Origin of the sequence: Aureimonas fodinaquatilis (assembly GCF_008369445.1) — a bacterium.
Classification (GTDB): domain Bacteria; phylum Pseudomonadota; class Alphaproteobacteria; order Rhizobiales; family Rhizobiaceae; genus Aureimonas; species Aureimonas fodinaquatilis.
This window is the reverse complement of the sequence record NZ_VTWH01000001.1, coordinates 229,589-250,978: the sequence shown is the minus strand read 5'-3', so window position 1 is coordinate 250,978 and position 21,390 is coordinate 229,589. Positions and strand designations below refer to the sequence as shown.

The window sequence follows — 21,390 nt, the reverse complement described above, 5'->3', positions numbered from 1 at the left end:
ATGAACCGAGCAACCGCCAATTTGCTGCTTTTGCTGGCCGGCGCAATCTGGGGAATGGGCTTCATTGCCCAGTCCACGGCAATGGAAAGCCTTGGGCCATGGGCTTACACCGGCATCAAGTTTCTGATTGGCGGAATGGTGCTGGTGCCGCTGGCCCGGCGTGAAGGGAAACGCAGTGGTGAACCTTTGGGGCAGAACCAATGGCTTGGCTTTGGGCTGATCGGCATTTTTCTCTTTGGCGGCTCAATTCTCCAGCAGATCGGCATGGTGACCACCAGCGTTACAAATGCCGGATTCCTGACCGGGCTTTATGTCATCATAACACCCATACTGACGCTGGTCCTTTTCCGCAGCCGTGTCAGCCGGGTGGTGTGGGTGGCCGCACCGCTTGCCTTCGCTGGCATTGTGCTGACTGGTGGCGGGCATTTGGGGCCGCTGGCCAATGGTGATCTGCTGGTCATAGCGGGTGCCTTTTTCTGGGCGCTGCAACTCATCACCATCGGGCGTCTGGCGCCCGGAACGGGCCGGCCCTTCACTCTGTCCTGCGTGCAGTTTTTTGTCGCTGCCGCATTGTCCCTGGCCGGAGCAACAGTGCTGGAAGCGCCGACCCTGGCCCAATTTGCGAGAGCATGGGTTGAAATCGCCTATGCGGGCCTGTTCTCCGTGGCTTTGGGCTTTACACTTCAGGTCATTGGCCAGCGCTACACCACAGCGCCACAGGCTGCGGTCATGCTGTCGTCAGAAACTCTGTTTGCCGGCCTGTTTGGCGCATTGCTGCTTGGCGAAAGACTGGGCGTGGACGGCCTGATCGGCTGCGCGATGATTTTTACCGCCATGCTGCTGGTGGAATTGTGGCCGGTATGGCAAAGGCAGAGACTGGCTGCGGCAGAATTGTAAGGTGGATAATGGTTGAAGATACACAAGCGGCGCCGCTGGGAGATCTGACCGTGCGGGTTCCTGCCATGCCGGCCGACGCCAATGCTGCGGGCGATATTTTCGGCGGATGGGTGATGGCGCAGATGGACCTTGCCGCTGGCATCAAAGGTGCAGAGCGAGCGCAAGGCCGGGTTGCCACGATTGCGGTGGACAGGCTGGTTTTCAAACGCCCGGTCAAAATTGGCGACACATTGTCCGTTTACACCACAGTGGAACATGTTGGCCGTTCATCCATCCGCATACTGGTGGAATCATGGGCGCAACGGCATTTGACAAGTGATAATGTCAAGGTGACAGAGGGGGTCTTCACCATGGTGGCATTGGACCAGAATGGTCTGCCAACACCGGTGCCCGCCTAGTCAGTTCGTCAGAAGTTGTCTTCGAGCACCGGAGACGATCCAGCTCTTTGATCAGTCGCAGTGTCGAAACGATTTTGTTTCGACCAGGACTGTTCCAGAAGCAAGCTTTCAGGCCAGCCGTGCCCGTCGCCGCAAAAACTCGCGACGACGAGCCCAGTCAGCCACCGCCCGGTACGCAATACAAATCGGGGCGGCGATATAGACCGCAAACTCAAGCGGACAAGTGTTACCATAAGCCACCTTTGGTAAGCGAAAGGTGAACAAAACCGAGCCCTTTTCCTGTTCGTGTTGAAAGCCCATATAGTCACCATGGCTGAAAATCGAAAAAACCCGCCGAAACGCCGCTCTCCGCTGCTGGATTATTCCGATGCATCCGAGCCGGCAACGCCGCAAGGCGGCTTCAGCGAATCACCTCAGGCGCCTTTTGAGGGTGTGCCCTATGACGGGCCTGTTGCCGGCTGGGCAGAGGCGATTGCCGGACAGGTTGATGACGAAAAGAAGCCAGCCGTAAAACGCAAAACGGCGGCCAAAAAGACCGGTACAGCCAGCAAAACCGCGCGCGGCACATCCATGGGCGGCACGACCGACCCGGAGAGCCGGTCGCGAGCAGGCCTTAGTCCGGTTGCGGGCATGGATATTTCTCTGGAGGACGCATCCGCGCTGCCGTCAGGTGGCGTTACGGCCACTGTAGAAGCGCTGACCAAGCTGATTTCCGAAGGTGACCCGCTGATCAAGAATGGTGAGGTCTGGGTGCCTCACCGCCCGGCGCGGCCTGACAAGTCTGAAGGCGGCGTCGCGTTTCGCATTGCTTCCGACTACAGCCCGAAAGGCGATCAGCCGCAGGCAATCGAAGATCTGGTTGCGGGAATTTCCGATCACGATCAGACGCAGGTTCTGCTGGGCGTTACCGGCTCCGGCAAGACGTTTACGGTTGCCAATGTTATTGAAAAGACTCAGCGGCCAGCGCTGATACTTGCTCCGAACAAAACTCTTGCCGCCCAGCTTTACGGCGAGTTCAAAAATTTCTTCCCCGACAATGCGGTGGAATATTTTGTTTCCTATTACGATTACTACCAGCCCGAAGCCTATGTGCCGCGGTCTGACACATTCATTGAAAAGGAAAGCTCGATCAACGAGCAGATCGACCGCATGCGCCACGCCGCGACACGGGCGCTGATCGAGCGCGACGACGTGATCATCGTTGCCTCCGTATCCTGCATTTACGGCATTGGCTCGGTGGAAACCTACACCGCCATGACATTCCAGATGAGTCTCGGCGACAGGCTGGACCAGCGCCAGTTGCTGGCCGACCTGGTGGCCCAGCAATACAAGCGGCGCGATATGGATTTCATTCGCGGCTCGTTTCGGGTGCGCGGTGATACGATTGAAATTTTCCCCGCCCACCTTGAGGACCGGGCATGGAGAATTTCGCTGTTTGGTGATGAAATCGAGCGGATTGTTGAGTTCGATCCACTGACCGGCCAGAAGACGGACGAGCTGAAAAGCGTCAAGATCTATGCCAATTCGCACTATGTGACGCCACGCCCAACGCTGCAACAGGCGGTGAAGTCCATTAAGGAAGAGCTGCGGCTCCGGCTTGTGGAGTTGAACCGAGCCGGACGTCTGCTGGAGGCCCAGCGTCTTGAACAGCGTGTGAATTACGATGTGGAGATGATTGAGGCCACCGGCTCGTGCAATGGCATTGAAAATTACTCTCGCTATCTGACCGGGCGTCAGCCTGGCCACCCGCCGCCGACACTGTTTGAATATCTGCCGGACAACGCCCTGGTGTTCATCGACGAAAGCCATGTCACCGTTCCGCAGATCGGGGCCATGTATCGCGGCGACTTTCGCCGCAAAGCCACGCTGGCGGAATATGGCTTCCGCCTGCCTTCCTGCATGGACAATCGGCCACTGCGGTTTGAAGAGTGGAATGCCATGCGCCCGCAGACGGTTGCTGTTTCGGCAACACCCGGCTCGTGGGAGATGGAACAATCGGGTGGCGTCTTTGCCGAGCAGGTCATTCGTCCCACCGGGTTGATTGATCCGCAGGTGGAAATCCGGCCTGCACGCACTCAGGTGGATGATCTCTTGGGCGAGATCCGCTCCACGGTTGCCCAGGGTTATCGTGTGCTTTGCACGGTTCTGACCAAGCGCATGGCCGAAGATCTGACCGAATATCTGCATGAGCAAGGGGTGCGTGTGCGTTACATGCACTCTGACATCGACACGCTGGAGCGGATTGAGATTATCCGCGACCTGCGTCTGGGCACTTTTGACGTTCTGGTTGGTATCAACCTTCTGCGTGAGGGTCTGGATATTCCGGAATGCGGCCTTGTCTGCATTCTGGATGCCGACAAGGAAGGGTTTCTGCGCTCCGAAACTTCGCTGATCCAGACCATTGGCCGCGCCGCGCGCAATATTGACGGGCGGGTTATTCTCTATGCCGACCGTATGACAGGGTCCATGGAACGCGCAATTGCCGAAACCAACCGGCGGCGGGAAAAGCAGGAGACTTTCAACCTCGAAAACGGCATCACACCTGCAAGCGTGAAAGCCAAGATTGCCGATATTCTCGACAGCTATTACGAGAAAGACCATGTCCGGGTTGAAACGGGCGCGTCGGCAGCGGAAGGGGCCATGGTTGGCTCCAACCTGAAAAGCCACCTTGAGCATCTGGAAAAAGAGATGCGGGATTCCGCCGCTGACCTGGATTTCGAGCGTGCAGCGCGGCTGCGCGATGAAATCAAGCGATTGCAGGCGACAGAACTGGCCATATCGGATGACCCGATGGCGCGAGTGCTGGATATTGGCGAGGCTGGTGAGCGCCCACGCGGGCGCGGCAAGAACAAGGCGCCCGCCAATCCCCGGTTCGGCCCAAGGGGAGAGCCTCTTGCGCCGCGAGGAGAGAGTGCACCTTCGCTCTTTCGCAAGAACACTCTGGACGAAATGACGGTCGGGCGTACGGAAAAGCCCTTGGGTGGCCCTGTGCCAAAGGCCGATGATGCACGGCCGGTTCGCCGGGAGCGAATTGGCATCGGCTCCTACGAAGAGGCAGGGGATGAAAAGCGTCGCAAACGCCGGACTGGCAAGACGGGTCGGCCCGGAAAGTAGAGCAGAAATCGGCAGCCAATACCGCGAACATCTACCACGTGAATTTCGTTAACTGAGACTTACTATACTGCACTGCAAAATCAACTTTTGCGCGTGATTTATTCTTATCAGCATTTTGGAATTGTATATTATGTGGTTGGCTGTTGAAAATTTCCGCGTTTGTGAACGGCAAAATTGTCGCGGTAAACAACCGGACAGCAATGCGTATGAATTCCGATAAAATTACTTTAAAAACAATGATTTAATTTGTCTGTCATTTGGAACAGGCAGCGAAATAAGCTGCACCAAAAGACGTAGGACACAGCGAATGCTGCGACTTCATGCGCCTGTCTGCACATAAACAAATCAGCATTGCACAAAACTTTTGCTTGCAAAGTCTTTCGTCCGCTTGCACAAACAAGGGGTTCGGGCAATTTCGCGAACACGGGTGATGGACGAATTGCGTATCGGGGGCGCATTCCCCGAGTGGCTCACGAAAGTGAGCTGCGATGTATCGGTTCCTTTTCCTCGCATCAAGACTTGCCTGCCACCGCCCGCAAGGGCGATATGAATAGCCAAGGGAAAAGGGTTCCAACATGGCACAGACCGGCACGGTCAAATTCTTCAACACCGAAAAAGGCTTCGGATTTATCAAGCCTGACAATGGTGGTGCAGATATTTTTGTACACATCTCTGCGGTTCAGGCTTCCGGACTTTCTGACCTCGTTGAGAACCAGAAGGTCTCCTACGAAACCGAGCCTGACAAGCGGGGCAAAGGTCCCAAGGCTGTTAATCTGCAAGCGCAGGACTAATCGGCTTCCAGTGGGCCAGCACCGGCTGGATGTCAGCCGGCGCGGCAATCTTTAACCCAATGCTGTCCTGAATTTTCAGGAAAGGCCGGGCATTGGTTGCAGTTTCAACTGCCTTTCAGGCAGCCAACCAGGAACCGGGCGAAGTCGAATTTCGGCCGGGGCTACTGCGACGCGTCATCGACTGACAGGCGCTTAGACCAGAAATGGATTGGTGCGCCGTTCATCGCCCAGTCTGCTGCCAGGGCCGTGCCCGCAGATAAAACCAATCTCGTCTCCCAACGGCAAAATTTTATTGCGGATGGTTGCCAACAGGGTTTCATGGCTGCCGCCTGGCAAATCTGTGCGGCCGATAGAGCCGGCAAACAACACGTCCCCAGCATGCAGAAACCCTGCGGCGCGGTTGTAAAACACCACATGGCCCGGTGAATGGCCTGGCGCGTGAATGACCTCGAACTCATGCCCGGCAATAGACAGCCTGTCGCCATCCACCAGCCAGCGATCCGGCGTGGCGTTCTGATAGTCGCCACCGACCCCGAACATCCGGGCCTGATCTTCAATTCTCTGCATCAATGGCTCATCGGATCGCTCAGGCCCGATAATCTCCACGCCCAATGCGTCTTTTAGCGCCATCGCTCCACCGGCATGGTCGATATGGCCATGCGTCAGCCAGATCGCTTCCACTTTGACGCCTTGTTGCTCAATAGCAGCCAGTATGTCCGGCACATCACCGCCCGGATCCACAACCACGCCAAGTTTCTGCTCGCCGTCAAACAGCAGGCAGCAATTCTGGGAAAAAGGCGTCACGGGAATAATTCTTGCCTGGAGCATAAAGCAGGCACCCTCTTGTCAATGCGGAGAAACTTTTGTTTCGCCAAACAGAAAGGGCGGCTGACGCCGCCCTGAACGTGGGTTCTGCTGTAAAACCTTTTGCCCGAAAGCGCAAAGCGTCCGGAGCGTCTGGTGATCTCATCCGATCAACGAAAACGCTCCGCACGCTTTGTATGGGCGCATTGTCCTCTCGTTGAAACGCATCCGTTTCAACGAGAGGTGCTTCAGGTTACTCGGCAGCCAGTCGCTTGGGCTGCACTTCAGCGGAGTAATCGTCAATCAACTGGCGGGTGATTTCGCCTGGAGTGAACTTGTAAGGGCCAACCTCGGCAATTGGCGTCACTTCTGCAGCGGTTCCACACAGGAATGCTTCGCTGAAGCCTTCCATCTCTTCCGGACGAATGGCCCGAACCTGAACCTCATAACCCCGGCGCTTGGCCAGTTCGATGATGGTGCGGCGGGTAATGCCATCCAGGAAACAGTCCGGTGTTGGCGAATGAATCACGCCATCCTTGACGAAGAACACGTTGGCACCCGTTGCTTCCGCGATCTGGCCGCGCCAGTCCAGCATCAGCGCATCAGCATAGCCCTTGGCTTCCGCCGCATGCTTGGAGATGGTGCAGATCATGTACAGGCCGGCGGCCTTGGATTTGGAAGGCGCAGTGCGCGGATCCGGGCGGCAATATTCGGCAATATCCAGCCGAATTCCCTTCATGCGCTGTTCCGGATCGAAATAGCTTGGCCATTGCCAGATGGCGATGGCAACATTGATCTTGTTCTTCTGGGCTGCAATGCCCATCGATTCAGAGCCGCGCCAGGCGATTGGCCGGACATAGGCGTCCTTGTAGCCCAGACGGGCCAGCAATTCGTTGCAGGCCGAGTTCAGCTCTTCCACGCTATACGGAATGGTGAAGCCAAGGATGCGGCCGGATTCGATCAGCCGTTCATTGTGCTCCTGCATCTTGAAAATTTCACCGCCATAGGCGCGCTCACCTTCAAATACCGAGCTGCCATAGTGCAGGCCATGTGTCAGAACGTGAACTTTGGCATCTTTCCAGTCAACGAATTCGCCGTTGAACCAGATCAGCCCGTCCATTTGATCGAACGGAACGCTCATTGCTCTCCCCTCGCCCTCTTGGGCGACCTTTCTTACTTATTGCATTGTCTGGCAAAGAGGGTGTCCGGTTTGCCGCCCGGCAATGCGCTGCCTGATTTGCGCGAGTGCGGCACTTGTTCCGGGAAAACTCTTCCCGGCGCACTTTACCTGTGTTCGCGCCACGATGCGAGTATTTCAACACCGCTGCATAACGTGTAACAATGGAATGTAGATACGTCAACAATGCTGACCTATTTTTCACGGGTGCCGATTTGCTAGAAGTGACAGACACGCCTCCTCAGAACCGAACGGTGGAGCAGGTTCCATTACCAACCACAGGTGATGTTGATTTTCGGCTGATCGAGCTGTTCTTTTTCGCTTATCGGGAGTTCACCGCAGACGCGGATGAACTGCTTTCGCGCTATGGCTTCGGGCGGGCGCATCACCGGATTCTGCATTTCGTGAACCGCAATCCCGGCATGACGATTGCCGAATTGCTGGAGCTTCTGCAAATCACCAAGCAATCCTTGTCACGCGTCTTGCGGCAGTTGATAGAAGATGGCTTCATAGTGCTGATGCCGGGCGACGATGACCGGCGGCAACGGTTGCTGTATCCGACGCCCAAGGGACGGGAGCTGACACTGGAACTGTCGCGCATTCAGGCCAGGCGCATTGATGCGGCAATGGCAGCAACCGGGCCGGAGCATTCGGACTCCATCCGCCTTTTCCTGCTGGAAATGGGCAAGGACCGCGCGGCCACGCGGGATTGGTATGCCCGCAAGGACATTGCGCAGAAGGAGAGGACATGAGCCAGGCGGTATCGACCAGCACGCAGCGTCCCGATGACGATGCGCCACATATTCTTGTCATTGACGATGACCGGCGCATTCGCAGTCTTCTGTCCCGCTTTTTGATGGAGCATGATTTTCGGGTCTCCACCGCCGCCGATGCCGCTGAGGCACGGAAGATTCTGGGCGGGTTGGATTTTGACCTTCTGGTTGTAGATGTCATGATGCCGGGAGAGAGCGGGCTGGACCTCGTTCGCAGCTTTTCATCGGAGCGGGACACGCCGATTCTGATGCTCACCGCGCGCTCGGAAACCGAAGAGCGCATCTCGGGACTGGAGGCTGGTGCCGATGATTACATGCCAAAACCGTTCGAGCCACGTGAGCTTTTGCTGCGAATCACCAATATTCTGCGTCGCGGAGCGCCACCATCCATACAAAAAGTCGAGAATGTTCGTTTTGGACCTTTCACTTTTTCACTTTCCCGCCGCGAGTTGAAGCGCGGAGCAGAGGTGATTCGCCTGACCGATCGCGAACAGGAGATCATGATGCAATTTGCCGGAAAAGCCGGCGAGACTGTGCAACGCCAGGACCTGCTCGGCAGCGAAGGTGAAGTGGGCGAGCGCACGGTTGACGTGCAGATCAACCGCCTGCGCCGCAAAGTCGAAAGTGACCCCGCCAATCCGCTGTGGCTGCAAACGGTTCGTGGCATTGGTTACCGGCTGAACGTCGATTGAGCCTTGCTGACCGCCTTGGCCTGCGCCGTCTGAGAGCGGGCCGTTCATTAAGCCGCGCCGCAAGGTGGTTGCGCCATTCATTGCGCCCGCCTTTATGGCGCTGGCTTTCACAGCGCACGCCGAAGGGCCTGTTCACAAGGTCTCTGATCATCATCATTGCACCTATGGTGCTGCTGCAGGCCGTGGTGGCTTCCGTTTTCATGGAACGCCATTGGGCCACCGTCACGCAAAGGCTTTCCACCGCAGTGGTTCAGGATATTGCGGCGGTGATCGATGTTATTGAAACATTTCCGGAAGATGGCGACTATTCGCAGATAACCCGCATTGCCCGCGACAAGCTGGATCTGAACATTCTTGTTCTGCCGCCTGAACCGCTGCCCGCACCGGCGCCCAGCCCGTTTTTCAACATTCTGGACAGCGTTCTGTCGGAGGAAATCACCCGGCAGATTGCCCGGCCTTTCTGGATTGATACGGTGGGAGACTCGCGGCTGGTGGAAATTCGCATTCAGCTGGAAAATCACATGCTGCGGATTTTCGCCAATCGCAATTCGGCCTATGCGTCCAATACCCATATCTTCATTGTCTGGATGGTTGGCACCTCGCTGGTGCTGATTTTGATCGCGGTTCTGTTTCTGCGCAATCAGATCCGCCCGATTCAGCAACTTGCTGCTGCAGCGGAAGGCTTTGGCCGCGGCCAGCCCCTGCCCGCGGATTTCCGTCTGCGCGGCGCTTCAGAGGTGCGCAAAGCCGCTCTGGCCTTCATTCAGATGCGCGACAGAATTGAGCGCCAGATGGAGCAGCGCACGCAGATGCTGAACGGCGTCAGTCATGATCTGCGAACAGTTCTGACCCGCTTCCGCCTGCAACTTGCGTTTTTTGCCGACAGCGAAGATCGGCGGGAACTGGAGCAGGATGTGGATGACATGCAGCGAATGCTGGAAGGTTATCTGGCATTTGCCAAAGGTGAAGCGGGCGAGGATGTTGGCTCCCTCGACCTTGAAGCTGTGTTTGCCCGGCTGGAAAGCGAGGCAAAGCTGAAAGGGCGTGATTTCTCCAGCGTGATCTATGGCGAAAGCACCATTGTGGTTCGGCCCGATGGCTTCACCCGGGCAATTGGCAATCTGGTTTCAAACGCACTGCGCTATGGCAACAGGGTGGAGGTTACCGCCCGGCATGATGACCGCTGGCTGACAATCAATGTGGAAGATGACGGGCCGGGAATTGCCGCTAACGACCGGGAAGAGGCATTTCGCCCCTTTGTGCGGCTGGACACGGCCCGCAATATGGATGACGGCGGCACCGGACTTGGCCTTGCCATTGCCCGAGACATTGCCCGCAGTCACGGCGGCGACATTCTGCTGGCAGACTCTGCGCTGGGCGGTTTGCGGGCAATGATCCGTATCCCCGCCTGATCAACCATCAAAGCCATTCCACGAGAATGGCTTTAAAACAGCCGCCCGCCGTTTGGTACGCCATGGCTGATCGCCGCCAGAACCACATTGCCCTCTTCATCCGGAAATCCGAGAGTCAGAACCTGCGAACGCATCGGCCCGATCTGACGCGGAGGAAAATTCACCACTGCCATCACCTGTTTGCCCACAAGCTCTTCCAGCGAATGGCGAATGGTGATCTGGGCCGATGATTTTTTAAGACCAATTTCGGGCCCGAAATCAATTGTCAGGCGGAAAGCCGGTTTGCGCGCCTCCGGAAATGGTTCTGCCTCGACAATCGTACCAACGCGGATATCCACCTTGAGAAAATCGTCAAAGCCGATTTCTTCCGCCACATCTTCATGCTTCATGATTTTCAATCCTGCGAAAGCTCTCGGGAGCGCTGCACAGCAGCAGCAATGGCTTTCTCCAGCAGAGGGGCAAGTCCATTGTCCGCCATCAAAACCTCCAGCGCGGCCTGAGTGGTGCCTTTTGGCGATGTGACGTTGCGGCGAAGCTGCGCCGGTTCATCGCTCGCCTGCAACATCAACTCGCCTGCCCCGGCAATGGTATGCTGTGCCAGTCGCATCGCCAGTTCAGGCTTAAGGCCAAGTTTCTCACCGGCGGCCGCCATGACTTCAGCCATCAGAAACACGTAGGCAGGCCCGGAACCGGAAACACCAACCACGGCGTCAATCTCATCTTCACTGTCCAGCCACTCAACCGCGCCGCTGGCGGCCAGCAAGGCGGAAGCAGTGTCACGCAAACGCGCATCCACCAGCGAATTGGCAAACGCGCCGGTGATGCCCCGGCCAATCAGCGCCGGAGTGTTGGGCATGGTGCGCACAATCGGCAGAGAACCCAGCCGCTCGGTGATGAAGTCGATGGTCTTTCCGGCCGCGACCGAAATCACCAGAGTATCCGGGCGCAGTGCCGGTTTCAGCGCCGGCAGCGCTGCCGCCATGATCTGCGGCTTTACGGCCAGAACAACGATGTCAAAAACCTCGTCCGGAACCGTGGCCGCATGGCGCACGCCTTTTGCAAGCAAAGGCTGCAAAGGCACGCCAGCTTGCGGGTCAATCACCAGAATATTGCCCGGCTCCGCCAGAATATCCAACCAGCCGCGCGCCATGGCCGCGCCCATATTGCCACCGCCAAGCAGCAGCACGCGTGCCGAAATTTTTGCCCCGTTCATGCTATGCCGTTCCTACCGTTTCAAACAATACATCCATCAGCGCCTCGTCTGCAGGCTTGTTGGCCCAGACGACAAACTGAAATGCCTGAAAATAGCGGTCGCACGCATCCAGCGCCATCGTCAGAATCCGCTCGACCTGCTGGCTCGTCGGATCCGCACCGCCGGACAGCAATTGCGCATGTCGAAACATCACCGTTCCCTCGCAGGGCAACAGATCAAAATGCCCGACCAGCAGTTTTTCATTGATCAAGGCAAGCAGACGCTGCATTTCCGTGACGCGAAACGTCGGCACCTTCAAATCGAAGGCGCAGCCCAGATGCAGCGCCTCGCAATCTTCCACCCATGAGAATGAAACTGAGTAGGCAGCCCAGCGCCCTGCAACCGACAAGGCAATTTCATCGTCGCAAAAGCGCTCAAACGTCCAGTCGCGTGTGGATGCCACCGATTCAATAATGTCTACCGGGTGCGAAAGACGCACGAAATCCAGTTCGCGAAAATGCATTTTCCAGAAAATTCCCCTGTGGCCCTGCACTGGCGGTGCAAAACCGAATCACGCTTTAAAATCAGTGTAGAGAGAGTGATTCCGGACACCAGAGGCAAAACGAATTTTTAACCATAGTGACAGGTCGCAGAGTTCGGCTGAAGCATATACGGAGTCATTAAACGATTCGCGCATAACGCTTTTATGACTTATCCACCGCCGGGGAAAAGTTGGTGAAAACTTGCGGGCAGCCTGTGGATAAGCTGTGTATGTATTCAAACAGCAGGTGTTCAGACGCGGCGTTTCAGAAAACCGCCGCCCAAGTGCAGCACCGGGCGGCGATTTTATTGCGGTGTTACTACAGTGTGGGCGGAATCGGGCTTGGTATTGGCGAAGGCTGCTCTGGCCCCGCGCCGCCCAGTTTGGCTTCCAGCGCCGCGATGCGACGTTTCAGCTCTTCATTCTCGGTGCGCGCCCGCACGGCCATTTCGCGCACGGCATCAAATTCCTCGCGCTGCACAATATCAAGCTGGTTCAACAGCCGTTCGACCTGCGTGCGGGCAACGGTTTCAATTTCCCGGCGTACACCCTGCGCCGCACCAGCCGTATCGGTGAATAGTTTGGCGAACTCGTCGAGTACGCGGTTCGGACCTCGATTGTTCATGGCGCTCTCCGCAAAAAGGAATAGACCATCGAGGTAGGTGATGCCTGGGCATTTAGCAATGGTTCGCGCAAAATCTGGCCATGTTCCTGATGCCACTTGACCGCGCCGCCGCGCCACGACACACCATGTCCCGAAGCAATGTGGATGAACTGATGCAGAGCATGACCTTTCTGAGCCTGATGACGTACCCGCAGATTGACCCGGTGTTTCTGCAAATCGGGCCTGTGGCATTGCGCTGGTACGGGCTGGCCTATGTCGCCGGCATTTTGTGTGGCTGGCTCTACGGTCGTTCGCTGGTGGGCAATGGCAAATTATGGCCAGGCGGCGTCTCGCCCATCACCAAATCCGACATTGATGATTTCATTTTCTGGATCACCATCGGCATTGTGGCAGGCGGGCGAATTGGCCACATCCTGTTTTACGACTTTGCACGCATTGTTGCAGATCCATTCTCTGCCTTGCGGGTTTGGGAAGGCGGCATGTCCTTCCACGGTGGCCTGATCGGCGTCACCATTGCCATGCTGCTGTTTGCCCGCTCCCGCAAACTGCCAATCTTCAGCCTGGTGGACGTTGTTGCCGCGTCGGTTCCGTTTGGGCTGTTTTTTGGCCGGATCGCCAATTTCATCAACAGCGAATTGTGGGGCGCGCCCAGCAATGTGCCCTGGGCAATGGTTTTTCCCAATGGCGGGCCATTGCCACGCCATCCAAGCCAGCTTTACGAAGCTGCACTGGAAGGAATTCTGATCTTCATCATTCTGCGGATCATGACCCACAGCTTCCATGCGCTGGGTCGCCCGCGGCTGGTCAGCGGCACATTCATCCTGCTCTATGGCTGCGCGCGGATTTTTGTCGAGTTCTTCCGCATGCCGGACATTCAGCTTGGCTATCTCCTCGGAACAGACTGGCTGACGATGGGCATGGTGCTGTCTGTGCCAATGGTGCTGATTGGCCTTTGGGCTATACTCACCGCCAAACCTGCGGCAATGACTGCGTGAGTGACCTGACCGATCGCATCAGCCGGGCCATTGCAGAAAATGGGCCGCTGACGCTGGAGCAGTTCTGGAACATTGCCCTGTTTGACCCGCAGGCCGGATACTACACAACCGGCCAGCCTTTCGGTGCTCAGGGAGATTTCACCACCTCGCCGGAAATCAGCCAGATGTTTGGTGAATTGATAGGCGCATGGCTGGTCGCAGCCTGGCGGCATATTGGCCGCCCGGCTTCGTTTGCCCTCGTGGAAATCGGCCCTGGGCGCGGCACCTTGATGGCCGATATTCTGCGCACTGTGCGCCAGCTCGACATCGCTTTCCTGAAGGCCGCTTCCATAAGGCTGATTGAAGTCAGTGATGCGCTTGCTAGCGCGCAACTTGCCCGGCTGGAAGCCTATGACCTGCCAATTGTGCGGCACCGCAACCTTGCTGAAGTACCGGAAATTCCGATGCTGCTGGTTGCCAATGAACTGTTTGACGCCATCGCCATTCGCCAGTTCAGGCATGATGGCGCCAATTGGTGCGAGCAGCTTGTGACCACTGGCGAAAGTGGCTTTGAATGGCAACTGGGGCCGCCGGTTTCCGGACTGCCGCTGGCACCGCATATGCCAGCGCCGCGGCTCGATGACATTTTCGAAGCCTCCGCCCCGCGTGAGGCCCTGGCACGCGCCATCGGCGCACGAATTCAGGCGCATGGTGGCGCAGCCCTGATGATTGATTACGGACATGAGCGCAGCGGCTTTGGCGACACGTTGCAAGCATTGCACCGGCATCAACCAGCCAATCCGCTGGCACAGCCCGGTTATCAGGACATCACCTCGCATGTGGATTTCGAGCGGCTCGCTATTGCATTGGCTGCGTCCGGCGCAAAGGTTTCATCCATTGTGCCGCAGGGTCAGTTTTTGCTGTCGCTCGGTTTGGCGCAGCGCGCAGATGTTTTGAACCGGCAGGCCGATGCGCAGAGGCTGGCCGGCAATGGCGTTGGCGAAATGGGCGAACTTTTCAAGGTGCTGGCGGTCGCCTCGCAAAGATTGCCACTGCCGCCGTTCGATTGACTTCACAGCCGCGCTCAACCACGATCTGCACCATGTTGAATTGTTCGACCGAAAGCACACCGCCCTTGCGCGACGAAGACATTATCCTTTCTCCTCAGCTTGCAGCGCTGGACGGTATCCGCCACGCGTTTTTCACCCGGCGCGGTGGTGTGTCTGAAGGCATTTATCACGGGTTGAATGCTGGTGCCGGCTCGGATGATAACGCCGAATCGGTTCGGCAGAACCGGCACCTGGCAGCGACCTATCTGGGTGTACCGGATGCAGATATTGCCACGCCGTGGCAGTTTCACTCGGCAGATGTGGTCATTGCCGATGCGCCTTTCGCAAGCCCGAGACCCCGGGCCGATGCTGTTGTCAGCAACACACCCGGTGTTGCCATCGGCGTTGTCACGGCAGATTGCGGGCCAATTTTGTTCGCCGATCGTGATGCGGGCGTCATTGGCGCAGCCCACGCCGGTTGGCGTGGAGCCATTGGCGGTGTGTTGCAGGCAACCATCGCAACAATGGAAAATCTGGGCGCGGCACGACAGACAACACTTGCAATTCTTGGCCCGACGATTACCCGGCGAAATTATGAAGTGGGTGCGGAGATGCGGGCCCAACTGGTGACAAAAGACCAGAAATTCGAGCGTTTTTTCACTCCGGGGGTCAGTGCGGACAAATTCCAGTTTGACCTGCCCGCGTTTATCGTCGCAACTCTGGAAAACTGCGGCGTGCAGGCAGATTTTGTTGAGCAATGCACATATCAGGAACCCGACTGGTTCTTTTCCTATCGTCGAACCACGCATCGCGGTGAAGCAGACTACGGGCGGCAGCTTTCCGCCATTGTTCTGGAGCGCTAGCGCTTTGTTTGTCACATTGTTTTGCCGTTGAAACGCCACCGGTTCATCGAGAAATGCTCTGATCGTCGTTAACAGGATAGAATTTTATGCTGCATTTTTCGCCCGACGAATATGCCAACCGTTTGAGCCGCCTGATGGTGGAAATGGCAGAGCAGAAGCTCGACGCCATGCTGCTGTTCGCCCAGGATTCAATGTATTGGCTTACGGGTTATGACACGTTCGGCTTCTGCTTTTTTCAATGCCTTATTGTCAAAGCCGATGGCCAGATGCGGCTTCTCACACGCTCCGCAGATTTACGGCAGGCACAGGCCACATCCACTTTGCAGGATATTGTGCTCTGGCGCGACCGCGCCGGTGCCGATCCGGCCATTGATCTGCGGGATCTGTGCGATGATATGGGCCTTCTGGGCGCGCGCATCGGGGTGGAATGGGCGACGCATGGCCTGACAGCCGCCAATGGTCGGATGGTGGAAGAACGGCTTGGCTCCTTTGCCGCACTCCGTGATGCCTCCGGTCTGGTGCCCGGGCTGCGCCTGATCAAAAGCCCGGCGGAAATTGCCTATGTGCGTGAGGCGGCCCGTCTTGGCGACCACGCGTTTGAAACCATGCTGCCATTGGTCAAGCCGGGAGCCGATGAGGCCGAGTTGCTTTATGTTTTGCAGGGCGAGGTTCTGCGGCAGGGCGGCGATTATCCTGCCAATCCTTTCATCATAGGCTCCGGCCCGGATGCGCTGTTGTGCCGTTACAAGGCGGGCAGGCGCAAACTGGAAGCGCAGGACCAGCTCACTCTGGAATGGGCCGGGGTCAAGGCGCAATATCACGCCGCGCTGATGCGCACAGTGACGATCGGCGCCCCGCTGATGCGGCATGAGGAGCTGTTCAGCGCTGCGCACGAAGCTCTGCTGGCAGTGGAAGAGGTCATGCGCCCCGGCTACACATTTGGCGATGTGTTTGATGCCCATGCCCGGGTCATGGAAGACCATGAACTGGTGCGGCATCGCCTGACGGCCTGCGGCTATTCTCTTGGCGCGCGCTATGCGCCATCGTGGATGGAGCCGCAAATGTTCTATACCGGCAATCCCGAGCTTATCCACCCCGACATGACGTTGTTTGCGCATATGATCATCATGGATTCAGAATCAGGCGTGGCCATGTGCCTTGGCAGAACCTATCTGACGACGCTCGAAGCGCCGGAATCCTTGTCGAAACTGCCGCTGGAACTGATTGTTACCGGGAATTGAGGGAAAAAATAACAAGCGTAACCGGGAATTCCTTGAAACTGATGACAATGTTGCATAGAGCCACGGCATCGCAACAAAAGCCTTGCGTCTGATAGACTTTTTTCGCTGGTCATTGGCCAGCCCATTCAAAGCTCTGTGAGCAGGATCGGCATGAAACTTTTCGTCGGCAATTCCACCCCTGTTCTTGCACAGGCCATCGCCAGATATCTGGAGTTGCCCTTGGGGCAAGCGACCGTGCGGCGGTTCGCCGATGAAGAAATCTTCGTCGAAATTCAGGAAAATGTGCGAGGCGAAGACGTTTTCGTCATCCAGTCCACATCGTACCCGGCCAATGATCATCTGATGGAACTGCTCATCATGATCGATGCGCTGCGTCGGGCCTCTGCCCGCCGCATCACGGCCGTGCTGCCCTATTTCGGCTATGCGCGGCAGGACCGCAAGGCGGGCGGGCGCACGCCAATCTCTGCTAAACTGGTGGCCAATCTGATCACCGAGGCAGGTGCCGACCGCGTCATGACGCTGGACCTGCATGCAGGCCAAATTCAAGGCTTCTTTGACATACCGACAGACAACCTGTTTGCGGTGCCGCTTATGGCACGCGACATCAAGCACCATCTGGATCTTGAGAATGTCATGGTTGTTTCGCCGGATGTGGGCGGTGTTGTGCGCGCCCGCTCTCTGGCCAAGCGGCTGGACGCCCTTCTGGCCATTGTGGACAAACGGCGCGAAAAGCCGGGTGAGTCCGAGGTGATGAACATCATTGGCGACGTCAAAGGCCGCCACTGCATTCTGATTGACGATATCATCGATTCCGGCGGCACATTGTGCAACGCTGCCGACGCGCTGATGGCTGATGGTGCGAAGAGCGTTCGTGCCTACATCACCCACGGAGTTCTGTCGGGCGGGGCGGTGCCCCGCATCGTCAAATCCAATCTGGAAGAGCTGGTGATCACGGATTCGATTCAGCCCACCACCGCCGTCAAGGAAGCGGGCAACATTCGCGTGCTGACAACGGCCAATCTTCTGGGTGAGGCCATTGCCCGCACCGCTTCCGAACAGTCGGTTTCCAGCCTGTTTGACTGATGTTGAGCCAAGTCGGATGCAAACAGTCCATAGCTGTCTGCATCCGTGGCCAGGACGTCAGCCTTTTGCTTCCAGCAAGGCATTGTCAATTTCGGCGGCGCGTTGTGCTGCCGGGCGGGCAACAAGCCGCTGCCAATAGGCTTCAAACACCGGGCGCGGCTCAATCGTCTTGAACTGCATGCCCCAGCCAATCTGCGAGCCGACATAGACGTCAGCCGCTGTAAACTGGGTGCCCGCCAGATAGTCATTGGCCGACAGCACCTGTTCCAGCGCGTTCAGCACCTCTGCCATGCTGCCATAGCCAACAAAGCGACGCTGCTTTTCGTCCGGCACAAAACCGCAAGCCTGATTGCTGATCGCATATTCCATCGGCCCTGCGCCGAAAAACAGCCAGCGATAATAGGAAGCTCGCGCTGGACTATCGACGGCAGGAGCAAGCCCTGCCTGAGGAAACGCATCGGCCAGATAGGCGCAGATCGCCGCGACCTCGGTCACGACCTGTCCTTTGTGCTGAATCGCCGGCACCTTGCCCATCGGGTTGATTGCCAGATACTCAGCCGACTTCATCTCGGGGCCATACGCAATCACCCGCGTTTCATATGGCACTCCCAATTCTTCCAGCAACCAGCGCACCATCCGCCCGCGCGACATCGGGTTGGTGTAAAACGTCAACTCGGCCATTAGCCATGTCCTTTCGGAATGAGACAGTCGAATATCAATGCCGTTGCAGGGCCGGCTCTTGAAAAAACGGCCCTCCTTCGGTATAGGCACAGCATCCGCGCAGACACCCTTGGAGGCAGCGCGGAGTGAAGCGACCAGATGGCAAATCTGTCCGGGTGCACACGCACTTCCGGACTGTTGCATCACAGGTCGCTTTTCGTCGTTCGGTGCATGTGCGCCGATGCGACTTCTCCGATACGAAGCAAAGGACTTTTACCATGAGCGAGAGCTACACGGTCAAGGCCGAAGCGCGCGAGAAGGTCGGCAAGGGGGCCGCCAGACATCTTCGCCGCAACGGATTGGTACCAGCCGTCATTTATGGCGACAAGCAAGAACCCCTGCCTATCGTTGTTCCTTACAAGGAAACTTTCCTGCGTCTGCACGCAGGCGGCTTTCTGACAACGGTTATCACCATTGAGGTGGGTGGCAAAAAGATTCGCGTCCTGCCAAAGGACTACCAGCTTGACGTCGTCAAGGACACGCTGCAGCACATCGATTACCTGCGCGTTTCGTCCAAGACTGTCGTTCAGGTTCGGGTTCCTGTGCACTTCCTCAACGAAGATGCATCACCCGGCATCAAGAACAAGGATGGCGTTCTGAACATCGTTCAGCACGATATCGAAGTGAACGCACCTGCGGAACAGATTCCGGATGCATTCGAGCTTGATCTTGCTGGTCTGGACATTGGCGACAGCATTCACGCCTCAGCTCTCAAGCTGCCAAAGGGCGTAACGCTGGTTGACGAGAGCGAGTTCACGATCGCCTCGATCGTTCCGCCACAGGTTGACGAAGAAGACATCGAAACAACCGAAGAGCCAGAGGGCGAGTAATCCCTCATTTGCCGGCATTTGCGGGCAAACACGAAAAATGGAGGCCGGGCGCTCATGCTGCTCATTGCAGGTTTGGGAAATCCCGGCCCCACCTATGCCGGAAACCGGCACAATATCGGTTTCATGGCAGTGGATGAAATTCACCGCGACCCATCGTTTTCCCCGTGGAGCCAGAAGTTCAAGGGCCTGTTTTCAGAGGGCCGGCTCGGAAACGACAAGGTTTTTCTGCTCAAACCACAGACATTCATGAATCTGTCCGGTGAAAGCGTCGCGGCGGCTGCCAGCTTCTTCAAGATTGCCCCGGAAGATATTGTCGTTCTGCATGATGAACTGGACATTCCACCGGGAAAAGTCCGCATCAAGACCGGCGGAGGCAATGGCGGCCATAACGGGTTGCGCAGCATCGACGCGCATCTTGGGCCCAACTACAAACGGGTGCGGCTTGGCATTGGCCACCCCGGCAATAAAGAGCTTGTCAGCCCTTATGTGTTGGGGAATTTTGCCAAGGCAGATCAGAGCTGGCTGGAGCCTTTGCTGGAGGCCGTGGCGCGCAACAGCGACCTTCTGGTGGCACGCGACGATGCCCGGTTCATGAACCGCATTGCCATGGCTGGCGGGTCTGACGAGCCGGCATCGGCCAAGGGCCGCGAACCTGGCAAGGGCCAGAGCCATATCCGCCAGGCGAGAGTTGCGCAGAACAGCCCAAAGCCGCCAGTCTCCGGCCCTATGGCGGATATGCTGAAAAGATTATTCGGCAAGGATTGAATAAAGCATTGTCCTGCCGTTGAAACGGATATGTTTCAACCGCAGGACAATGCGACAAAGTAATGTGTCAGGGCAGTGGCGCACCATCATTGCCCGCAAAGTCGTTGGAGCATTGCGCTCTTAGGTTTGGCCCGCTTCAGCCCACCAGCCTTGATGGCATGGGCTGCATATTGAATGAAGAGTGTATCCCATGGGTTTTCGCTGCGGTATTGTTGGTCTGCCAAATGTGGGCAAGTCCACCCTTTTCAACGCTCTGACCAAAACTGCGGCAGCGCAGGCGGCAAACTACCCCTTCTGCACGATCGAACCGAACACCGGGGATGTTGGCGTTCCGGACTCTCGTATGAAGGCGATTGCTCAGATCGGCAAATCAGCCCAGATCATCCCGACGCGGATAACTTTTGTCGATATTGCCGGATTGGTTCGCGGCGCTTCCAAGGGCGAAGGTCTGGGCAATCAGTTTCTTGCCAACATTCGTGAGGTGGACGCTATTGTCCACGTTTTGCGCTGTTTCGAAGACGACGACATCACCCATGTGGAGGGTCGCATTGACCCCGTGGCGGACGCTGACACGGTTGAGACAGAACTGATGTTGTCGGACCTGGAAAGCATTGAGCGGCGGATTGTTGCAACCCGTAAAAAGGCCGGTGGCAAAGACAAGGAAGCAATCGCTCAGCTTCCGATCATGGAAGCTGTGCTGGTGAAGCTGCAAAAAGGTGAACCGGCCCGCACACTGCTTGCCAGCCTGGACGCAGATGAGCGCAATCAATTGCGCAATCTCAATCTTCTGACCTCCAAGCCGGTGCTTTACGTCTGCAACGTTGCCGAGGCGGATGCAGCATCCGGCAATGCGCATTCACAGGCAGTGGCGGCAATGGCGGAGCGTCAGGGCGCGGGCAGTGTGGTGATTTCCGCGGCTATTGAAGCGGAAATTGCACAATTGCCGGAAGAGGAAGTTGGCGATTATCTGGAAGCTATGGGGCTGACAGAGCCGGGTCTCGACAGGTTGATCCGTGCAGGTTACGCCCTGCTGGATCTGATCACCTATTTCACCGTTGGCCCGAAGGAAACACGGGCATGGACAGTTCTGCGCGGTTCACGTGCGCCGCAAGCAGCAGGCGTCATTCACACAGACTTTGAGAAGGGCTTTATTCGTGCCCAGACCATCGCCTATGATGATTTTGTGCGGCTGGGTGGCGAAGTTGCTGCCAAGGAGGCGGGCAAGGCCCGTGACGAAGGCAAGGAATATGTCGTTCAGGATGGCGATGTCATGCTGTTCAAGTTCAACGTCTAAAGAGAATTCATTGAAGACAGATCGTTCCAGCGGCGGAATCATACGACGAACCGGAGCGTTGTGTCGTTTTCCCGGGTAAGAAATTGTGAGGCAGCTTTGTCTTTTGAGGGCGAGGCTGCCTTTTCGTTACCCGGACCGGGGAGTTGGCCTGGGTG

The 21,390-nt window shown here is 57.0% G+C and carries 22 protein-coding genes; 15 read left to right on the top strand and 7 right to left on the bottom strand.

All coding sequences use genetic code 11. The features are described from left to right. The 4 genes from FPY71_RS01270 (at position 1) to FPY71_RS01255 (ending at position 5,200) form a co-directional block, all read left to right on the top strand. On the top strand, positions 1-897 hold the full coding sequence (locus FPY71_RS01270) for a DMT family transporter (RefSeq protein WP_149296844.1): 897 nt from the start codon (positions 1-3) through the stop codon (positions 895-897). Between the two features lie 8 nt (positions 898-905). Continuing rightward, a complete protein-coding gene (locus tag FPY71_RS01265; protein WP_149296842.1) occupies positions 906-1,295 on the top strand; it encodes an acyl-CoA thioesterase in 390 nt (129 codons plus the stop codon). A gap of 309 nt (positions 1,296-1,604) precedes the next feature. Further along, a complete protein-coding gene (gene uvrB, locus FPY71_RS01260; protein WP_149296840.1) occupies positions 1,605-4,409 on the top strand; it encodes an excinuclease ABC subunit UvrB in 2,805 nt (934 codons plus the stop codon). A 575-nt stretch (positions 4,410-4,984) separates the two neighbouring features. Further along, the gene (locus tag FPY71_RS01255) at positions 4,985-5,200 is read left to right on the top strand and encodes a cold-shock protein (protein WP_149296838.1); all 216 of its coding nucleotides are present in this window, start codon (positions 4,985-4,987) and stop codon (positions 5,198-5,200) included. Between the two features lie 192 nt (positions 5,201-5,392). On the opposite strand, the gene FPY71_RS01250 is transcribed toward FPY71_RS01255, so the two are convergent. Both FPY71_RS01250 and FPY71_RS01245 read right to left on the bottom strand, forming a co-directional pair. Further along, the gene (locus tag FPY71_RS01250) at positions 5,393-6,028 is read right to left on the bottom strand and encodes an MBL fold metallo-hydrolase (protein WP_149296836.1); all 636 of its coding nucleotides are present in this window, start codon (positions 6,026-6,028) and stop codon (positions 5,393-5,395) included. A 229-nt stretch (positions 6,029-6,257) separates the two neighbouring features. Further along, positions 6,258-7,145, bottom strand: coding sequence for a branched-chain amino acid aminotransferase (locus FPY71_RS01245; RefSeq protein ID WP_149296833.1), 888 nt, complete (start codon positions 7,143-7,145; stop codon positions 6,258-6,260). Positions 7,146-7,405: 260 nt separating this feature from the next. Here FPY71_RS01245 and FPY71_RS01240 point away from each other — a divergent pair, with 260 nt between their 5' ends. The 3 genes from FPY71_RS01240 to FPY71_RS01230 are packed head-to-tail and all read left to right on the top strand — an operon-like array spanning position 7,406 to position 10,058. Further along, entirely contained in the window at positions 7,406-7,933 is a 528-nt protein-coding gene (locus FPY71_RS01240; protein WP_425457862.1) for a MarR family winged helix-turn-helix transcriptional regulator, read from the top strand. After that, a complete protein-coding gene (locus tag FPY71_RS01235) occupies positions 7,930-8,646 on the top strand; it encodes a response regulator (RefSeq protein WP_149296829.1) in 717 nt (238 codons plus the stop codon). Before FPY71_RS01240 ends, FPY71_RS01235 begins: the two co-directional genes overlap by 4 nt. Further along, positions 8,643-10,058 carry an ATP-binding protein gene (locus FPY71_RS01230; RefSeq protein ID WP_425457851.1) on the top strand — a complete coding sequence of 472 codons (1,416 nt, stop codon included), beginning with the start codon at positions 8,643-8,645 and terminating at the stop codon, positions 10,056-10,058. Before FPY71_RS01235 ends, FPY71_RS01230 begins: the two co-directional genes overlap by 4 nt. A 32-nt stretch (positions 10,059-10,090) precedes the next feature. Here the strand turns inward: FPY71_RS01230 and FPY71_RS01225 are convergent, their stop codons facing one another. From FPY71_RS01225 to FPY71_RS01210, 4 genes are all read right to left on the bottom strand, one after another. Beyond that, complete coding sequence (locus FPY71_RS01225; RefSeq protein WP_149296826.1) at positions 10,091-10,447, bottom strand: tRNA-binding protein; 357 nt, start codon at positions 10,445-10,447, stop codon at positions 10,091-10,093. A gap of 5 nt (positions 10,448-10,452) precedes the next feature. Beyond that, a complete protein-coding gene (gene proC, locus FPY71_RS01220) occupies positions 10,453-11,271 on the bottom strand; it encodes a pyrroline-5-carboxylate reductase (RefSeq protein WP_149296824.1) in 819 nt (272 codons plus the stop codon). A 1-nt stretch (position 11,272) separates the two neighbouring features. Further along, a complete protein-coding gene (locus FPY71_RS01215; RefSeq protein WP_149296821.1) occupies positions 11,273-11,773 on the bottom strand; it encodes a type III secretion system chaperone family protein in 501 nt (166 codons plus the stop codon). Positions 11,774-12,110: 337 nt separating this feature from the next. After that, positions 12,111-12,416, bottom strand: a complete 306-nt coding sequence (locus FPY71_RS01210) for an accessory factor UbiK family protein (protein WP_149296819.1) — start codon at positions 12,414-12,416, stop codon at positions 12,111-12,113. 149 nt (positions 12,417-12,565) lie between these two features. Here FPY71_RS01210 and lgt point away from each other — a divergent pair, with 149 nt between their 5' ends. The 5 genes from lgt (at position 12,566) to FPY71_RS01185 (ending at position 17,626) form a co-directional block, all read left to right on the top strand. After that, a complete protein-coding gene (gene lgt, locus FPY71_RS01205; protein WP_425457861.1) occupies positions 12,566-13,411 on the top strand; it encodes a prolipoprotein diacylglyceryl transferase in 846 nt (281 codons plus the stop codon). Further along, positions 13,408-14,460, top strand: coding sequence for a class I SAM-dependent methyltransferase (locus FPY71_RS01200; protein WP_149296815.1), 1,053 nt, complete (start codon positions 13,408-13,410; stop codon positions 14,458-14,460). Before lgt ends, FPY71_RS01200 begins: the two co-directional genes overlap by 4 nt. After that, positions 14,457-15,302, top strand: a complete 846-nt coding sequence (gene pgeF, locus FPY71_RS01195; protein WP_425457850.1) for a peptidoglycan editing factor PgeF — start codon at positions 14,457-14,459, stop codon at positions 15,300-15,302. Before FPY71_RS01200 ends, pgeF begins: the two co-directional genes overlap by 4 nt. Before the next feature lie 86 nt (positions 15,303-15,388). Next, positions 15,389-16,543 (top strand): M24 family metallopeptidase, encoded by a 1,155-nt coding sequence (locus tag FPY71_RS01190; protein WP_149296811.1) that lies wholly within the window; start codon positions 15,389-15,391, stop codon positions 16,541-16,543. 150 nt (positions 16,544-16,693) lie between these two features. After that, entirely contained in the window at positions 16,694-17,626 is a 933-nt protein-coding gene (locus FPY71_RS01185) for a ribose-phosphate pyrophosphokinase (protein ID WP_149296809.1), read from the top strand. A gap of 57 nt (positions 17,627-17,683) precedes the next feature. On the opposite strand, the gene FPY71_RS01180 is transcribed toward FPY71_RS01185, so the two are convergent. Further along, positions 17,684-18,307 (bottom strand): glutathione S-transferase family protein, encoded by a 624-nt coding sequence (locus tag FPY71_RS01180; protein WP_149296806.1) that lies wholly within the window; start codon positions 18,305-18,307, stop codon positions 17,684-17,686. A gap of 257 nt (positions 18,308-18,564) precedes the next feature. Between FPY71_RS01180 and FPY71_RS01175 the strand changes: the two genes are divergently transcribed. From FPY71_RS01175 to ychF, 3 genes are all read left to right on the top strand, one after another. After that, positions 18,565-19,176 carry a 50S ribosomal protein L25/general stress protein Ctc gene (locus FPY71_RS01175; protein ID WP_149296804.1) on the top strand — a complete coding sequence of 204 codons (612 nt, stop codon included), beginning with the start codon at positions 18,565-18,567 and terminating at the stop codon, positions 19,174-19,176. Positions 19,177-19,230: 54 nt separating this feature from the next. Beyond that, positions 19,231-19,941, top strand: coding sequence for an aminoacyl-tRNA hydrolase (gene pth / locus FPY71_RS01170; protein ID WP_149296802.1), 711 nt, complete (start codon positions 19,231-19,233; stop codon positions 19,939-19,941). A gap of 190 nt (positions 19,942-20,131) precedes the next feature. Further along, the gene (gene ychF, locus FPY71_RS01165; protein WP_149296799.1) at positions 20,132-21,235 is read left to right on the top strand and encodes a redox-regulated ATPase YchF; all 1,104 of its coding nucleotides are present in this window, start codon (positions 20,132-20,134) and stop codon (positions 21,233-21,235) included. Positions 21,236-21,390: the final 155 nt, after the last annotated feature.